This window comes from Myxacorys almedinensis A, assembly GCF_010091945.1.
GTDB lineage: Bacteria > Cyanobacteriota > Cyanobacteriia > Leptolyngbyales > Leptolyngbyaceae > Myxacorys > Myxacorys almedinensis.
Window position 1 is genome coordinate 48,438 of sequence record NZ_WVIE01000015.1, and the last position, 13,927, is coordinate 62,364.

The window sequence follows — 13,927 nt, forward strand, 5'->3', positions numbered from 1 at the left end:
CAATAGACCCATGAAGCTACTTTTAATTGGGCTAGTTCGCGGCTACCGGGTGATTATTTCACCTCTGTTTTTGCCGACCTGCCGCTTTCAGCCCACCTGTTCCCAGTATGCGATCGATGCGATCGCAACCCATGGTGCACTCAAGGGCAGTTGGTTGGCGACAAGGCGAATTTGCCGCTGTCATCCCTTGGCGTCGGGGGGCTACGATCCGGTGCCGCCGAGAGACTAAAGCAGTTTTGGGTTCCGTAAGAAGTAAGGGGGGAACTGTAGAACCGGGTAGAAATCGTTCTTGTTCCCTGCTATGCAGAAAGCTCCTTTGATGATTGCGATCGCGGCGATTTGTGCAGGCGGCATCGGCATCGGCATCGCCGCTACGTCTAACCGTTCCGCTCCTCGCGTTGCCGTTTCTCCATCTTCTCAACCCTCTTCTTCCGCCACCCCCTCGCCCGCTACGTCGCCCGTCGTGACGACCTCGCCTCCGCCGCCAAAACCTGCTCCGTTGGATGATTTTCCGCATCAGCGCCTTGTGTTTCGAGACGAGGTGAACGGTTCGCCCTTTGCTCCATTTCGCGATCGCGCCCGTGCTGCCATCAAGCGCCGCGATGTGGCGTTTATGAAGAGTGTGGTGCCTAAAGCAGGCATTGGGGTTGGATATGGCGCACCGCAAACCTTACAACAGTGGACTTTAGAAAACCCAAATGCGCCATTTTGGAGCGTGCTTGAAAAAGCGATTATTGGTCCCTGTTCCCTTAGTAATGTCCGATCGGAGTCTGTTCCCATGGTGCGCTCCGAGCAAACTGCGGATGGCTTTGTCTGCTCGAATGCAGGGGGTGAATTTGAGAAGCAGTATCCCCCCTCGCCCGGAACTCAGGGCGTTGGGCATCTCATTGATAAGGTGATTATTGAAGGCGAACATGTCAATGTGAGAGCGCAGCCGACGACGAATAGCGCGATCGTTGCAAGACTCTCGAACGAGGTCGTCAAGCTCGATCAAAAATCGTTTGAAACGCTCTACGGTGAACAGCAACGATATGACCCGATCAATAGCTGGATGCCGATTGTTCTGCCCAATGGCAAACCAGGCTATGTATCCAGTCGTTATGCCCGTCAGCCGTTGGAAAATCAGCTAATTTTTGCACAAATCAACGGCAAATGGCAACTCACCGAGATTCCCGGAGGAGATTAGCCAACCGATTAGCCAACCGATTAGCCAACAGGGATGATAAGGTTTTTGCTATGTTTATCCCCGATTGGCATGAAGCCTTACCAAACGGTTGCGATCGCAGAATGCTATGAACCCCTCGTCGAGATTCCTAAGGATATCTTTGGGTTTGTGACGCCCCATCCTTACGCTAAACTGGGCGCACCTTACGGTAAGAAATCTCCGTTTTATGTGCGGCGGGGTGTTTGCGATCGCTTGCTCTTGGCTCACACCACTTTGCAGCAGACCCATCCGGGCTGGAAGATTCAGATTTTTGATGCCTACCGCCCGGTTGCTGTACAGCAATTTATGGTGGATTACACGGTTGCTGAGGTGGTGCGATCGCGAGGATTAAGCCTAGATCAGATCACGGAAGCGCAGCGAGCAGAGATTTTCCAACAGGTCTATCAATTCTGGGCAATGCCAAATGTCGATCCGCAAATGCCGCCACCCCATAGCACCGGAGCCGCGATCGATGTCACGCTGATGAATGCTGAAGGTGACGTGGTAAACATGGGTTCGCCCATCGATGAGCTTTCGCCGCGATCGTTTCCCAACCATTTTGCAGACAGCGCTCATCTCAGCGAAAAAACTTATCATCACCATCGCCAACTGCTGTGCAGTATCATGGTGAAATCGGGATTCAAGCGCCACTGGAACGAGTGGTGGCACTTTTCCTACGGTGATCAGGTTTGGGCATGGTTGACTATGCAGGAAGAAGGGCAGGAAGAAGGTGCGATCGCTACTAATCAACCTTCAGAAAATAAGCTGTCCAAAATAGCTCATTATGGAAGAGCAGCCTAACCGCAACGAACAGGTTTCACAGAATCAATAACAGAATCAATAAAAGCGGATGCAAGCTGTAAATCCTCCGTTGCACCCGCTTTTATGACGTTTGCGAAAGGTCTACGCTTCGATTTTTACTGACAAAATTCGATCATTGGCTCGGATGGCATTCACCACATCCATATCATTGGTCTGACCAAACACCGTATGCATTCCGTCTAAATGCGGTTGAGGCGAATGGCAGATAAAAAACTGACTGCCGCCTGTATCCCGTCCGGCATGAGCCATCGACAGGGTACCCGCCTTGTGCTTATTTGGATTAATTTCGCACTTAATCTGATATCCCGGTCCGCCGGTTCCTGGCATTCCCGATGCACCTTCCCGCGTATTCGGGCAACCGCCTTGCACCATAAAATTTGGAATCACCCGATGGAATGCCAAACCGTCGTAGTATCCCTTTGTTGACAAATCCACAAAGTTTTTTACGGTGTTGGGCGCGTCTTGGTCAAACAGATCCAAGTGAATCGTGCCTTTGTCCGTTTCCATGATTGCGCGAGTCATAGACGTGTCCCCTTATTTCAACCCCACTATCCTAGCAGGGAGTACAAGCAGGGAAGCGGTTAGGGAAATTCGGGATTGAGCTTATAAATCGCCCAGGTTGTGTAGGTGCCTATCGGTGCCCAGAGCAAGAAAGGAACGAGCAGCAATGCCGCCCATCCCGAAATCGGTAAGACCCGTGCGGTGAGAAACAGCCCAATTACAAATCCTAACCCGCCGACAAAGGTTCCAAGTTTGAGGCTGCGCGACCATAGCAGTGATGGAGAATAAGCTACGATCGCAACTTCTAGCACTAGATAAAGAATCATCAATTGCCAGTCCTGGGTTTCTTCCCACACAATGTAGGCAGACCACGCGCCACAAATAAAAACAACCGTCCAAATTACCGGAATTAGTTTCTCGAAGGTGAGCCAGCGCGGACGCCGCAACCGGTTAAACCACTTCACATCCTGCGGTCTGACAATGCCGCTTCCTAAGGCAACGAGAAACGTAATCGCCCCAATCACCATCCACGATTTGATCATAACTTTGGCTCGAAAGATAATTATTGAAAAATTCCATACGTTGAAAGCATATGGTGTGATTGTGTCAGAGTTATGCGATCGCACGAATCAACCCTGAGAACGAGAAGCGATTACCAGGCAAACCAACGTCAATAATAGTGCCACCAACCTACCAAAACTTCTTTGAGATGTTGCATCAAGGAAGCGCTTGTTCAAACTCGATCGCGCCAAGTTGCATCAAGGAAGCGCTTGTTCAAACTCGATGTCTGCAATAGCGCTTGGGGTGCTAAAGAAGTTCTTAAGTTCTACAAAATATTGCCGAAACACGCTACTGTAATCGACAGTAAGCTAACCACGATTAGCGACACGCTCTGTTCAGTGAACCAACCTCATCCTTCCCCTCCCACATTTGCCCCCAACGATTGGCATGGTGCTCTATTCCTAACGTTTGCTAACCGCCATGGCGCAACTGAGCTAATCGAAAATTTGGGACAGGCTCCTCTAAAGGTACAACGCCCCTTTTACCCAGAGGGGGATGAGGCGTGTCACACGGTTATCATGCATACAGCAGGTGGCATCGTGGGGGGCGATCGCTTATCGCTCGACATCCGCCTGCTACCCAACAGCAATGCCCTGCTGACTACCCCTGCCGCCGCCAAGGTTTACCGCACACAGGGGAGAGAGGCTCGTCAAACAGTTGCGATCGCAGTAGCAGCAAGCGCCGTTTTAGAATGGTTGCCTCAAGAAACAATCGTGTTTGATGGCGCACTCTATCGCCAAGACCTGCGAATTGATCTTGCCCCCAACGCCCACTGGATCGGTTGGGACATGACCCGCTTTGGGCGCACCGCGAGAGGAGAGAAGTTTATCAATGGAGTGTGGCGATCGCACACCGAAGTCTGGCAAAACGATCGTCCGGTCTGGATCGATAGACAATGGCTCCCCGGTAGTGACGTATTGTTTCACAGTCCCCACGGGTTGGCAGGCAGTCCGATCGTGGGCAGCTTTGCGTATATTGGTCAAGCTGTAGATCCTGAACTTGTGCAAGCGGCGCGTTCTCTTTGGTCAGGCACATTGGGGGAAACGGGTGTGACTCGCTTGCAAACCGGAATGCTGTGTCGATATCGCGGCACTTCTACAATAGAGATGCGCCAGTGGTTTATTGCTGTTTGGCAATTGGTTCGAGCAACGCTATTCAAACGTTCAGTCTGCATTCCTAGAGTTTGGCAACTGTAATTGAGGTCACGCCCATGGATCTTACCCTTCCCATGGATCTTCCCATCGAACAGATTATCGAATTTTGTCAACGCAAACCGATTCGTAAGCTCTCGCTATTTGGCTCAATTTTAAGAGAAGATTTCAAACCAGAAAGCGATGTCGATATGCTAGTAGAATTCATTCCAAATAGTAGGGTTGGTTATTTTGAACTCATTGGAATGGAAACGGAATTAACAGAAATGCTTAAGCGTAAAGTTGATCTCCGAACGTCCGCAGAAATTAGCCGCTATTTCCGTCAACGAGTCTTAGATTTTGCACAGGTCATTTATGAACATAGATGATATGCGCGTCTGCGGCATATGCTGGATTACGCCTGCCAAGCCGTTCGATTTCTGGAAAACAAATCTCGCGCTGAGATGGATGCAAATGAAATGTTAGCCGCTGCTTTGTTTCGTTGTCTTGAAGTCATTGGAGAAGCCGCTTCACGCATTACAAAAGAACGTCAGAGGGAATTACCACAAATTCCTTGGTCAACCGTTATCAGTATGCGAAACTGCATCATTCATGGTTATTTTGATATTGATTTAGATGTTGTGTGGGACACAGTAACGTACAATTTGCCGCAACTGATCACTGAGCTTGAGACTATTATTGCTGCTGATATTGAGGAGTAACCATGCAACTGACGCCCCAAGAGAAAGATAAACTGTTGATTTTTACATCTGCACTGTTGGCAGAACGACGCAAAGCGAGAGGGCTAAAGCTAAACTATCCAGAAGCGATCGCATTCCTGTCTGCCGCCATTTTAGAAGGCGCAAGAGATGGACAAACCGTTGCCCAACTGATGAATTATGGAGCGACTCTGCTAACCCGCGATGACGTGATGGACGGCATCGCCGACATGATTCACGAAGTCCAAGTCGAAGCCACCTTTCCCGACGGCACAAAACTAGTCACCGTTCACAATCCCATCTGCTGATTTCCCCAAGGAGTAGGAACGCTATGATCCCAGGCGAACTGTTTGTTGAAGACGGCGAAATCGAACTGAACGCCGGGCGCGAAACCCTGACCCTATCGGTTGCAAACAGCGGCGATCGCCCCATCCAAGTTGGCTCTCATTTTCACTTCTACGAAGTCAACGCGGCGCTAGACTTTGACCGAGAGCAAGCCCGTGGGCTGCGCCTCGACATTCCCGCAGGCACGGCAGTTCGCTTTGAGCCAGGAGACACACGCGAGGTGACGCTTGTTCCCCTCAGGGGGACTCGTGAAGTCTATGGGTTTAATGCCAAAATCGAAGGAGCTTTAGACGCAAAATCTAAGAAGGGGAAAAAGAAAACTAAGCTTTAATGTAAGTGTCTTAATGTAAATTTGGAAACTCTTCTTATAGAGCGGGGTTTCCTCGGAAACTGTGTCAATCCTATCCCTATCGGAGTTGCCTTATGAACTTCAAAGATCTACGACGCTTGAACGCCCAATATCTCACCACGATCAAAAGCGTCATAACGCTGCTCAAAGATCCGGAACAAACAGAATCGGTCTATGACGTTGAAGATGCTTTACGGCGATCGCATCCGCAGACCCTGGCATCATCCGTCAAGCATATGCTGGCTGATCCGCAGGTGGCACAGCTTGCCCAAGAACGCTATACTCCGCCCTCTCCAGAGATCGCAAAACTCCTCACCTACCCTCCTCATTCGTTGGGCTTTGCCTTCGCCAACTACATCTCATCAGCAGGGTTTGATCCAGGGTTTTATCGCAAGCTTGATGTCATTGACGAGGCGACCTATCTTCTATTTCGGCTGAGGCAAACCCACGACATTTGGCACGTTGTTACCGGCTTTAGTGTTGATGTTCCGGGGGAAATTGGTCTTAAGGCGTTTGAACTGGCTCAAACTCGCCGTACTCTATCTGGGGTGCTGATCGCTGGAGCTTTTCTGCAAACCTTGCTGACCCACCCTGATGGGCTAGATAAATTGCTCGATCGCATTGCTTCGGGCTACCGCATGGGCGCAAAAGCAAAACCGTTACTGGCTCAAAAGTGGGAAGACCACTGGGAAAGACCTGTCGAAGACATTCGCAAAGAGTTGAACATTGAACCGATGCCAGTCTACGTTCCTTAATAGCGGCTCAGTATTTGCAGTAAAAGATTGGGAACTATGAATGCGATCGCGCCTCCAAAGAGAGCATCGTGAACGTTAGAAGATTTAGTTCCCGCAACAAAACATCCCAAACGCTCATTGCCTTCGTAGTCATCATTGCAATATTAGTCGCGATCGACAATTGGCTGCCCTACTCACTCCTCAGCCATTACAAACGCCCGGTTGATTCTCAGCCTCAAATTCTGAGGCAATATGGTGCAATCGCAGAAACCATTCAGTTCTCCATTGTAGACGGAACTACGGAACCGCAGACGACTACATTCCTTTTGAAGATGCACGATCGCTCTATCGTTCTGCACCTGAGCCTAAACTGTTATATGCGATTCAGTCTGCCAATCATGCCAACATGCTTTGGAAAGAGAAACAGAAACTTCAAACGCAGATTTTTAACTTCATTCAAGCCAATACTAAATACGATACAGCATCGAACATACTTGTAAGATAGTGAAATTCCTAGTGGAATGATGAACACAAAATCATTGTAAGAACTTGAGAGTGCAGCGTTGAAACGCCGTATGATACATTCGGTTTAGAAGATCGTAAAAGCAGGCGTATGAAACCAGATTCACCTACGATCGCAGAACTCGTCCAGCGAATTGTTGCCGTCGCCAATCCCGTTCGGATTATTTTATTTGGTTCAGCCGCCCGTGAAGAGATGACGCCAGACAGTGATTTAGACGTGTTGGTTGTCGTGCCAGAAGGGCAACATCGCCGTCGCACCGCAGGCAAGATCTACATGAATTTGATTGGCTTTGGAACTCCCGTTGATGTGGTTGTGGCGACAGAAGACGATCTCCAAAGATATGGGGATAACTTTAGCCTCGTCTATTATCCTGTTCTCCGAGAAGGAAAAGAAGTCTATGCAGCCTCTTAGTCCTGAAATTGGCAGTCCTAGGGACTGGTTACGATACGCTAAAAGTGATTTAGTAATTGCTCAATCGGCTCGTTTGCTACCAGAAGTGTTGTTTGACTCGTTCTGTTTTCATGCTCAACAAGCAGCAGAAAAAAGTATGAAAGCAGTTCTTGTGCAAGCAGGAATTCGCTTTCCATTCACCCACAATCTAGAGACACTAACAAATCTCATTAAAACGGCTGGAATAGATTGGGATGAAACACTGAATCCAGTAATAGAACTAAGCATCTACGCTCTCGCTGGGAGATATCCTAGTGTCTCTGAAGCAATTACTGAAGAAGAATACGATCAAGCGGTTGCGCTTGCAGAGCAAGTTTTCACCTGGGCACAGTCTCTTATCGAAACACTCTCAGAGGAATCCCCATGAGTTACCGCATGAATCGCCGCGCTTACGCTGAAACCTTTGGTCCGACTGTGGGCGATCGCGTCCGGTTAGCCGATACGGAACTGATTATCGAAGTCGAACAAGACTACACCACCTACGGCGAGGAGGTGAAGTTTGGCGGCGGCAAAGTGATTCGCGATGGCATGGGACAATCTCCCATTACCAACGAAGATGGCGCGGTCGATGCGGTGATCACCAACGCGCTGATCCTCGATTGGTGGGGCGTGGTCAAAGCGGATATTGGTATTAAAGACGGTAAAATTGCGGCGATCGGCAAAGCCGGAAATCCTTACATCCAAGACAACATCACCATCATTATTGGGCCTGGAACCGAAGCGATCGCAGGGGAAGGGATGATCCTCACCGCAGGCGGCATCGATTCGCACATTCACTTTATTTGTCCGCAGCAGATCGAAGTTGCGATCGCATCAGGCATCACAACAATGATCGGCGGCGGCACCGGGCCTGCCGCAGGCACCAACGCCACCACCTGCACTCCCGGCCCTTGGAACATTTACCGAATGCTTCAAGCTGCCGATGCCTTCCCGATGAACATTGGATTTCTCGGCAAAGGCAACACCAGCCAACCTGCTGCCCTCGAAGAACAGCTTAAAGCAGGCGCAATGGGCTTAAAACTCCACGAAGATTGGGGTACGACACCTGCCGCGATCGATACTTGCTTAACTGTGGCAGACGAATACGATGTGCAAGTCGCGATTCATACCGACACCTTAAATGAAGCTGGGTTTGTCGAAGATACGATCGCGGCATTCAAAAATCGCGTCATTCACACCTATCATACCGAAGGCGCAGGCGGCGGACACGCGCCCGACATCATCAAAGTCTGCGGCGAAGCAAATGTGCTGCCTTCATCGACCAATCCCACTCGCCCTTATACGCTGAATACGTTAGACGAACACCTCGATATGCTGATGGTCTGCCACCACCTTGATCCCAGCATTCCAGAAGACGTTGCTTTTGCGGAATCTCGAATCAGACGAGAAACGATCGCAGCAGAAGATATTCTCCACGATTTGGGCGCATTTAGTATGATATCGTCTGACTCTCAAGCCATGGGGCGCATCGGAGAAGTGATCATCCGCACCTGGCAAACAGGACACAAAATGAAAGTCCAACGAGGGGCATTAGCCGAAGATTCATCACGTAACGACAATCACAGAGCGAAACGCTATATTGCAAAATACACGATCAATCCTGCGATCGCGCATGGCATCGCTGAGTATGTCGGCTCGGTAGAAGTGGGTAAAATTGCAGATTTATGCGTGTGGCGTCCGGTAATGTTTGGCGTGAAACCAGAAATGGTGATCAAAGGTGGAATGATTGCGTGGTCACAAATGGGAGATGCTAACGCCAGTATTCCTACGCCTCAGCCAGTCCACATGAGACCGATGTTTGGTAGTTTTGGAGGTGCGATCGCAGCTACCTCGTTCACGTTTCTCTCTCAAGCTGCCCTCAAAAAAGGCATCCCCGACAAACTCAAGCTGCACAAGAAAACCCTGGCTGTCTCAGGCGTTCGCACCCTAACGAAGCGCGACATGAAACTCAATGACGCCCTGCCGCAGATGGAAGTCGATCCTGAAACCTACGAAGTCCGCGCTGATGGAGAACTGCTCACCTGCGAACCTGCAACGGTCTTACCCATGGCGCAACGGTATTTCTTATTTTAAAAATTTAAGGAAGACATGGCTCGACCAAAAATTGATCAATGAATATGAGAAGGTAGAGATAGGTGCATTCTTTTAGGTGATCTTTGCTATGACTCCAGAGCCTATGCGTTTGCTAAAGCTACCAAAACCGTTGACGGTGCTGCTAACGGTGCTATTGCCCCTTGCCGCGATCGCAGCGATTGATTTACTTCCTTACTTCCAGTACAAATATGCTTACAGCCAGATGAACTCTCACATCCGCAAAGGGATGAACCTTGACGACGCCATGTTTTTGCTCAAGCGGGAGGGCTTTCAAGTGGGCGAAAAATATACCCCCCCAGGAACGAAGAACATTTACTTAGCAGAAGTTATATTAGTCAATCATGTTCCAATTACAATCACTTTGCTAAATGCAATCGGAATGAAAACAGATTTTTACCCAACAGAAGTGCTAGAGGCTGGCGCTGACAACAAGATTCGGCGAACTGTGGGAGTAACCGATTTTGACATGTGAAAGAGCTAACTGCACGATTGCAATATCTAAACACTGCAAGTTCTAAAAACAACGAGTTCTAAAAACAAAAAGTCGCTATAGGTCTTGTGTCTGATCTACTCCATTACACTTTAGATGGGGATCGAACCTTACCGATCGTGGTCTTTCTCCACGGTTTTCTTGGCAGCAGCGAGGAGTTTGATCCCGTCGTTTCTCTGCTGGCTGGGCGGTTTTGTTGCCTGAGAATCGATTTGCCAGGGCACGGTAAAACTCAGGTGGCAGGCGGAGAAGAATGCTATGCGATCGCGCCAACGGCAAGGGCGATCATACGGCTTCTCGATCATCTCGCCATGCCGCCCACCTATCTGATGGGCTACTCAATGGGCGGACGGTTAGCCCTCTATCTGGCGCTGCACTATGATGCTCGGTTTCCCAAGGTGATGCTTGAATCGGCTTCCCCTGGCTTAAAAACCGAAGCCGAACGAGTGGCACGACGACATCACGATTTTGCTCTCGCCCAACGCTTGGAAACCGATTTTGCTGGGTTTTTGGCAGAGTGGTATGAGCAACCCTTGTTTCGATCTCTAAAGCAGCACCCACAGTTTGAGACAATGATTCAGAATCGCTTAAAAAACGATCCTGCAACGCTTGCTACATCACTTCGATGTATGGGCACAGGAATGCAACCGAGCTTGTGGCAGCAATTATCACGGCATCAGTCTCCGGTGTTGGGAGTAGTTGGAGCGTGCGATCGCAAGTTCATCACAATCTATCAAGAAATGGCGATGCTGTGCTCCACTCTGCACGTTGCGATCTCGCCTGACACAGGGCACAACGTGCATCTTGAAAACCCCGAATTTATGGCATCCTGTATCCAAAGTTTCTTCTGCGATCGCGATCCTTTGATCTGCTCCTGAGTTTTTGGGCTGGCAACTGCAAGATTCTAACTTTGGCTAGATGAAGGCTAAAACCTTGCCCATGAGAATTTTAGTTAATCTCTCAGCGCTAATTTTTATCCTGTGATGTTGAAGCTTATTCGCCACGCAAGTCAGTCGCTAATTTCCTGGGGGCGGCGCGTTGGGCTGTCTTTCGTGCCGCTGTTGACGGCGGTTCGGCTCGCTGGGTTAGTACTCGCCGCGATCGCGCTGTGGGGCTTTGCTGAAATCGCAGAAGACGTGCTTGAAAAAGAAACCTACGCCTTTGATGTCAGCGTTTTGTTTGCGATCCAGCAGGTGCAAGAACCGTGGCTCAACCCAATTATGCTGGGCATCACAACGGTGGGCGATCCCGGAGTTCTCGTGGCGTTGTGTTTGCTAGTGAGTCTATGGCTCATCTGGCGTCGCCACCGCCCTGAAGCCTTCACCATTGCGATCGCGGCAGTGGGGGCACTGGGGCTAAATATGCTGCTCAAGACGTTGTTTGAGCGCGATCGTCCTCAGTTGTGGGCACGAACGGTGGATGTCCGTTTTTACAGCTTTCCGAGCGGACACGCGATGCTCTCGATGGTGATTTTGGGTTTATTTGGTTACTTACTCGCGAGTCGGCTTTCTCGATGGCGCACCCAAATTATTAGTGGAACGGCAGTTCTAATTTTATTAATTGGCTTTAGCCGCCTGTATTTTGGCGTGCATTGGCTAACTGATATTGTTGCGGGTTATGCGGCTGGATTCGTTTGGCTAGTTGCCTGTCTTCTGAGTCTTGAAATTCATAAACAGCGTCATCAATTGCCCAGTTCAGAACAGTAGATTTTGGTGTTGCTGGTCATAAAAAATGCCCGGTTTACCAGGTCTACAATTTCCTACATTGCCGAAGCTTGCGAGTTGTTTAAGCGTGCGATCGCAGGACGCGAGTTTTGGTGCCTGTGCCTTTGTCAGCGTTGACCTATATCTTTATTTCAAACCTCTTATTTGAGTAAGCTTTCTATTAAACTGTTCTTTCAGAGAGTAATCACTTCAGAATAATCAGAATAATTAGTTCAAGGAGACAAAACAGAATGGCTAGCTCTCCCATGCATTACACCCGCATTGATATGGCTGCAAATGTTCGCTCGGAAACGATCGATATCCTAAATCAGACCCTGGCATCTACGTTAGATCTCAAAACTCAGGTCAAGCAGGCGCATTGGAACGTCAAAGGGATGGACTTTTATCAATTGCACGAGTTGTTTGATGAGATGGCATCTGAGCTAGAAGAATTTGTTGATCTTGTGGCAGAACGGGTTACAGCCCTCGGCGGCACTGCTTTTGGCACCGCCCGCATTGCCGCTCAAACCTCGGCTCTGCCAGAATATCCGGTTGAGATCCTCGATGGCAAATCTCATGTCACGGCATTAGCCGATCGCTACGCTATCTATGCAAAAATTGTCCGCGATGGCATTGCCTCAACCGATGACTTGGGCGATGCAGACACGGCGGATCTCTATACCGAAGTGTCGAGGGCGATCGATAAGCGCCTCTGGTTTTTAGAAGCGCATTTGCAAGCAGAATCCGCGATCGCGGCAGCCTCCAATGGTGCTCCGCCAGCGCATAGCAAATCTGATGGCAAAAAATCAAAGTCGAAGCTTAAATAAGCGATGGTCTTGAAGGGTGACCCTCAGCGCGATCGCAGATCATTCATCTCCACTGCTGTGATCAAACTGCTCAAACAGTTTTACCAACACCACGTTAGAAAACAAAAATCCTTCTGGGGTGGTCAGCCGTAACCGTCCGGTGTGTGTGGGCACCTCTGTCGGCAGCAACGTGTCATCCGTTCCAACCACTTCAACCCATCCGGCGCGTTGATAGGGTTTCAAGCAAATCCAAATTTTGCTAACGCAGGCGGCCCCAAACTGCTGCGCCAGTCGTTCTAGGCTCAAGCCCTCGGCAAGGCGAAGACCCACCATCAACGTGTCTAGCAACATCTCAGATGGAACGGCTTCAGGTATGCTGAGCGCCGAGGGATGGTGCTGCTGCTGATCGAGCCACTCGTAGTATTCCTTGGTTTTGCGAGGTCGAGACCTGCGATCGCCGTTCACATAACTCGTTGCACCCATACCAAAGCCATAAAATGAGCGGTTTTCCCAGTACACCCGATTGTGACGACACTGATAGCCCGGTTGGGCATAGTTGGAGATTTCATAATGCTGGTAGCCCGCTGCTGTCAAGACGCGATCGGCGGTGCAATACATAGCGGCGGTGAGTTCGTCGGATGGCAAGGGCGCTGCCCCTGGGCTGTATTGTTTGCCAAAGACCGTCTGCGGCTCGATCGTGAGATCATACGCCGATAGGTGCGTGGGAGACAGGGCGATCGCGCATTCCAACGACGCTTGCCACTGCTCAACAGTTTGGTTGGGCAATCCCGAAATCAAGTCCAGGCTGATGTTCTCAAGCCCAACCTGACGAATCAGATCCATTGCGGCATACACATCGTCTACCGTATGAGTTCTGCCGCACATGCTCAGCAACTCCGCCTGAAACGCTTGAACACCTAAACTCACTCGATTGACGCCTGCTGCCCGGTATCCCCGGATTTGCGCCAAGTCAAACGTGCCCGGATCGACCTCCATCGAGATTTCGGCATCGTCGTCTATGCCAAAGTGCTGATCCAACGCCGCGAGAATTTGGTTGAGTTGAGCTACCGAGAGCAGAGAAGGGGTGCCGCCGCCAAAGAACACGGTTTTGAGCGGTTTACCGAGCGCAGGCGTGAGGCGAATTTCGGAGCAGAGGGCATCGGTATAGTGTGCGATCGCAGTGGAAGTTGTCCCATTGCGCCGATCCCCCACTACGGAAATAGGAAAATCACAGTAAAAACATCGGCGGCGGCAAAACGGAATGTGAACATATGCCGAGCTTGGACTATTAAATTCCATTACTTCTTAAGCATCACTTGAATAATATTTATTGCCAATTCTCAACGAACAGTCTTTAATTGGGTTCCACACAACCGATCCCCCTGATCTCGGCTTAAAATTGCTTCGATTTGTATCACAAACTACGAAGATTTGGGCGGTAAACCGTCCATGGGGCAAGGCACAGACAGCGCAAATCGATTCATTCGTAGATATAA

19 protein-coding genes are annotated in these 13,927 nt (G+C 49.8%); 16 read left to right on the plus strand and 3 right to left on the minus strand.

Annotation, left to right across the window (positions count from 1 at the left end; genetic code table 11):
* Window positions 1-10 precede the first annotated feature (10 nt).
* The 3 genes from yidD (at window position 11) to GS601_RS13760 (ending at window position 2,005) form a co-directional block, all read left to right on the plus strand.
* On the plus strand, window positions 11-229 hold the full coding sequence (yidD, locus tag GS601_RS13750; RefSeq protein WP_238393261.1) for a membrane protein insertion efficiency factor YidD: 219 nt from the start codon (window positions 11-13) through the stop codon (window positions 227-229).
* A 72-nt stretch (window positions 230-301) separates the two neighbouring features.
* On the plus strand, window positions 302-1,186 hold the full coding sequence (locus tag GS601_RS13755; protein WP_162423864.1) for an SH3 domain-containing protein: 885 nt from the start codon (window positions 302-304) through the stop codon (window positions 1,184-1,186).
* 69 nt (window positions 1,187-1,255) lie between these two features.
* Window positions 1,256-2,005: a M15 family metallopeptidase gene (locus tag GS601_RS13760; RefSeq protein ID WP_162423865.1), complete on the plus strand. Its 750-nt coding sequence runs from the start codon at window positions 1,256-1,258 to the stop codon at window positions 2,003-2,005.
* A 102-nt stretch (window positions 2,006-2,107) separates the two neighbouring features.
* Here GS601_RS13760 and GS601_RS13765 read toward each other — a convergent pair whose 3' ends face one another.
* Both GS601_RS13765 and GS601_RS13770 read right to left on the minus strand, forming a co-directional pair.
* Window positions 2,108-2,548 carry a peptidylprolyl isomerase gene (locus GS601_RS13765; RefSeq protein ID WP_162423866.1) on the minus strand — a complete coding sequence of 147 codons (441 nt, stop codon included), beginning with the start codon at window positions 2,546-2,548 and terminating at the stop codon, window positions 2,108-2,110.
* A 59-nt stretch (window positions 2,549-2,607) separates the two neighbouring features.
* Entirely contained in the window at window positions 2,608-3,069 is a 462-nt protein-coding gene (locus GS601_RS13770) for a TspO/MBR family protein (RefSeq protein WP_162423867.1), read from the minus strand.
* 357 nt (window positions 3,070-3,426) lie between these two features.
* On the opposite strand from GS601_RS13770, the gene GS601_RS13775 reads away from it, so the two are divergent.
* The 13 genes from GS601_RS13775 to dps all read left to right on the plus strand — a co-directional run bounded on the left by GS601_RS13775 (window position 3,427) and on the right by dps (window position 12,452).
* Window positions 3,427-4,284, plus strand: coding sequence for an urease accessory protein UreD (locus GS601_RS13775; RefSeq protein ID WP_162423868.1), 858 nt, complete (start codon window positions 3,427-3,429; stop codon window positions 4,282-4,284).
* A 14-nt stretch (window positions 4,285-4,298) separates the two neighbouring features.
* Window positions 4,299-4,607, plus strand: a complete 309-nt coding sequence (locus GS601_RS13780; protein WP_162423869.1) for a nucleotidyltransferase family protein — start codon at window positions 4,299-4,301, stop codon at window positions 4,605-4,607.
* A gap of 18 nt (window positions 4,608-4,625) precedes the next feature.
* Entirely contained in the window at window positions 4,626-4,940 is a 315-nt protein-coding gene (locus tag GS601_RS13785) for a HepT-like ribonuclease domain-containing protein (protein WP_162423870.1), read from the plus strand.
* 2 nt (window positions 4,941-4,942) lie between these two features.
* A complete protein-coding gene (gene ureA / locus GS601_RS13790; protein WP_162423871.1) occupies window positions 4,943-5,245 on the plus strand; it encodes an urease subunit gamma in 303 nt (100 codons plus the stop codon).
* 23 nt (window positions 5,246-5,268) lie between these two features.
* Window positions 5,269-5,613 carry an urease subunit beta gene (locus GS601_RS13795; RefSeq protein WP_162423872.1) on the plus strand — a complete coding sequence of 115 codons (345 nt, stop codon included), beginning with the start codon at window positions 5,269-5,271 and terminating at the stop codon, window positions 5,611-5,613.
* A gap of 92 nt (window positions 5,614-5,705) precedes the next feature.
* Entirely contained in the window at window positions 5,706-6,386 is a 681-nt protein-coding gene (locus GS601_RS13800; RefSeq protein WP_162423873.1) for a Coq4 family protein, read from the plus strand.
* A 592-nt stretch (window positions 6,387-6,978) separates the two neighbouring features.
* On the plus strand, window positions 6,979-7,299 hold the full coding sequence (locus GS601_RS13805) for a nucleotidyltransferase domain-containing protein (RefSeq protein ID WP_162423874.1): 321 nt from the start codon (window positions 6,979-6,981) through the stop codon (window positions 7,297-7,299).
* Window positions 7,286-7,705: a HEPN domain-containing protein gene (locus tag GS601_RS13810; RefSeq protein WP_162423875.1), complete on the plus strand. Its 420-nt coding sequence runs from the start codon at window positions 7,286-7,288 to the stop codon at window positions 7,703-7,705. Before GS601_RS13805 ends, GS601_RS13810 begins: the two co-directional genes overlap by 14 nt.
* A complete protein-coding gene (ureC, locus tag GS601_RS13815) occupies window positions 7,702-9,411 on the plus strand; it encodes an urease subunit alpha (RefSeq protein WP_162423876.1) in 1,710 nt (569 codons plus the stop codon). The genes GS601_RS13810 and ureC overlap by 4 nt, the downstream gene beginning before the upstream one ends.
* 88 nt (window positions 9,412-9,499) lie before the next feature.
* On the plus strand, window positions 9,500-9,904 hold the full coding sequence (locus GS601_RS13820; RefSeq protein ID WP_162423877.1) for a hypothetical protein: 405 nt from the start codon (window positions 9,500-9,502) through the stop codon (window positions 9,902-9,904).
* Window positions 9,905-9,990: 86 nt separating this feature from the next.
* Window positions 9,991-10,800 carry a 2-succinyl-6-hydroxy-2,4-cyclohexadiene-1-carboxylate synthase gene (gene menH / locus GS601_RS13825; protein WP_338017040.1) on the plus strand — a complete coding sequence of 270 codons (810 nt, stop codon included), beginning with the start codon at window positions 9,991-9,993 and terminating at the stop codon, window positions 10,798-10,800.
* Window positions 10,801-10,905: 105 nt separating this feature from the next.
* Window positions 10,906-11,628 (plus strand): phosphatase PAP2 family protein, encoded by a 723-nt coding sequence (locus tag GS601_RS13830; RefSeq protein WP_162423878.1) that lies wholly within the window; start codon window positions 10,906-10,908, stop codon window positions 11,626-11,628.
* A 248-nt stretch (window positions 11,629-11,876) separates the two neighbouring features.
* A complete protein-coding gene (dps, locus tag GS601_RS13835) occupies window positions 11,877-12,452 on the plus strand; it encodes a DNA starvation/stationary phase protection protein Dps (protein WP_162423879.1) in 576 nt (191 codons plus the stop codon).
* Window positions 12,453-12,491: 39 nt separating this feature from the next.
* Here dps and hemW read toward each other — a convergent pair whose 3' ends face one another.
* On the minus strand, window positions 12,492-13,730 hold the full coding sequence (hemW, locus tag GS601_RS13840; protein ID WP_162423880.1) for a radical SAM family heme chaperone HemW: 1,239 nt from the start codon (window positions 13,728-13,730) through the stop codon (window positions 12,492-12,494).
* Window positions 13,731-13,927 lie beyond the last annotated feature (197 nt).

Excerpts from the sequence above, each read along its gene's own strand:
- GS601_RS13795 (WP_162423872.1), top strand. The coding sequence starts at position 5,269 with ATGATCCCAGGCGAACTGTTTGTTGAAGACGGCGAAATCGAACTGAAC.
- GS601_RS13770 (WP_162423867.1), bottom strand. The coding sequence starts at position 3,069 with ATGATCAAATCGTGGATGGTGATTGGGGCGATTACGTTTCTCGTTGCC.
- GS601_RS13830 (WP_162423878.1), top strand. The coding sequence starts at position 10,906 with ATGTTGAAGCTTATTCGCCACGCAAGTCAGTCGCTAATTTCCTGGGGG.
- GS601_RS13805 (WP_162423874.1), top strand. The coding sequence starts at position 6,979 with ATGAAACCAGATTCACCTACGATCGCAGAACTCGTCCAGCGAATTGTT.
- yidD (WP_238393261.1), top strand. The coding sequence starts at position 11 with ATGAAGCTACTTTTAATTGGGCTAGTTCGCGGCTACCGGGTGATTATT.
- GS601_RS13760 (WP_162423865.1), top strand. The coding sequence starts at position 1,256 with ATGAAGCCTTACCAAACGGTTGCGATCGCAGAATGCTATGAACCCCTC.
- GS601_RS13780 (WP_162423869.1), top strand. The coding sequence starts at position 4,299 with ATGGATCTTACCCTTCCCATGGATCTTCCCATCGAACAGATTATCGAA.
- dps (WP_162423879.1), top strand. The coding sequence starts at position 11,877 with ATGGCTAGCTCTCCCATGCATTACACCCGCATTGATATGGCTGCAAAT.
- GS601_RS13785 (WP_162423870.1), top strand. The coding sequence starts at position 4,626 with ATGCTGGATTACGCCTGCCAAGCCGTTCGATTTCTGGAAAACAAATCT.
- GS601_RS13810 (WP_162423875.1), top strand. The coding sequence starts at position 7,286 with ATGCAGCCTCTTAGTCCTGAAATTGGCAGTCCTAGGGACTGGTTACGA.
- ureA (WP_162423871.1), top strand. The coding sequence starts at position 4,943 with ATGCAACTGACGCCCCAAGAGAAAGATAAACTGTTGATTTTTACATCT.
- ureC (WP_162423876.1), top strand. The coding sequence starts at position 7,702 with ATGAGTTACCGCATGAATCGCCGCGCTTACGCTGAAACCTTTGGTCCG.
- GS601_RS13765 (WP_162423866.1), bottom strand. The coding sequence starts at position 2,548 with ATGACTCGCGCAATCATGGAAACGGACAAAGGCACGATTCACTTGGAT.
- GS601_RS13800 (WP_162423873.1), top strand. The coding sequence starts at position 5,706 with ATGAACTTCAAAGATCTACGACGCTTGAACGCCCAATATCTCACCACG.
- hemW (WP_162423880.1), bottom strand. The coding sequence starts at position 13,730 with ATGGAATTTAATAGTCCAAGCTCGGCATATGTTCACATTCCGTTTTGC.
- GS601_RS13755 (WP_162423864.1), top strand. The coding sequence starts at position 302 with ATGCAGAAAGCTCCTTTGATGATTGCGATCGCGGCGATTTGTGCAGGC.
- GS601_RS13820 (WP_162423877.1), top strand. The coding sequence starts at position 9,500 with ATGACTCCAGAGCCTATGCGTTTGCTAAAGCTACCAAAACCGTTGACG.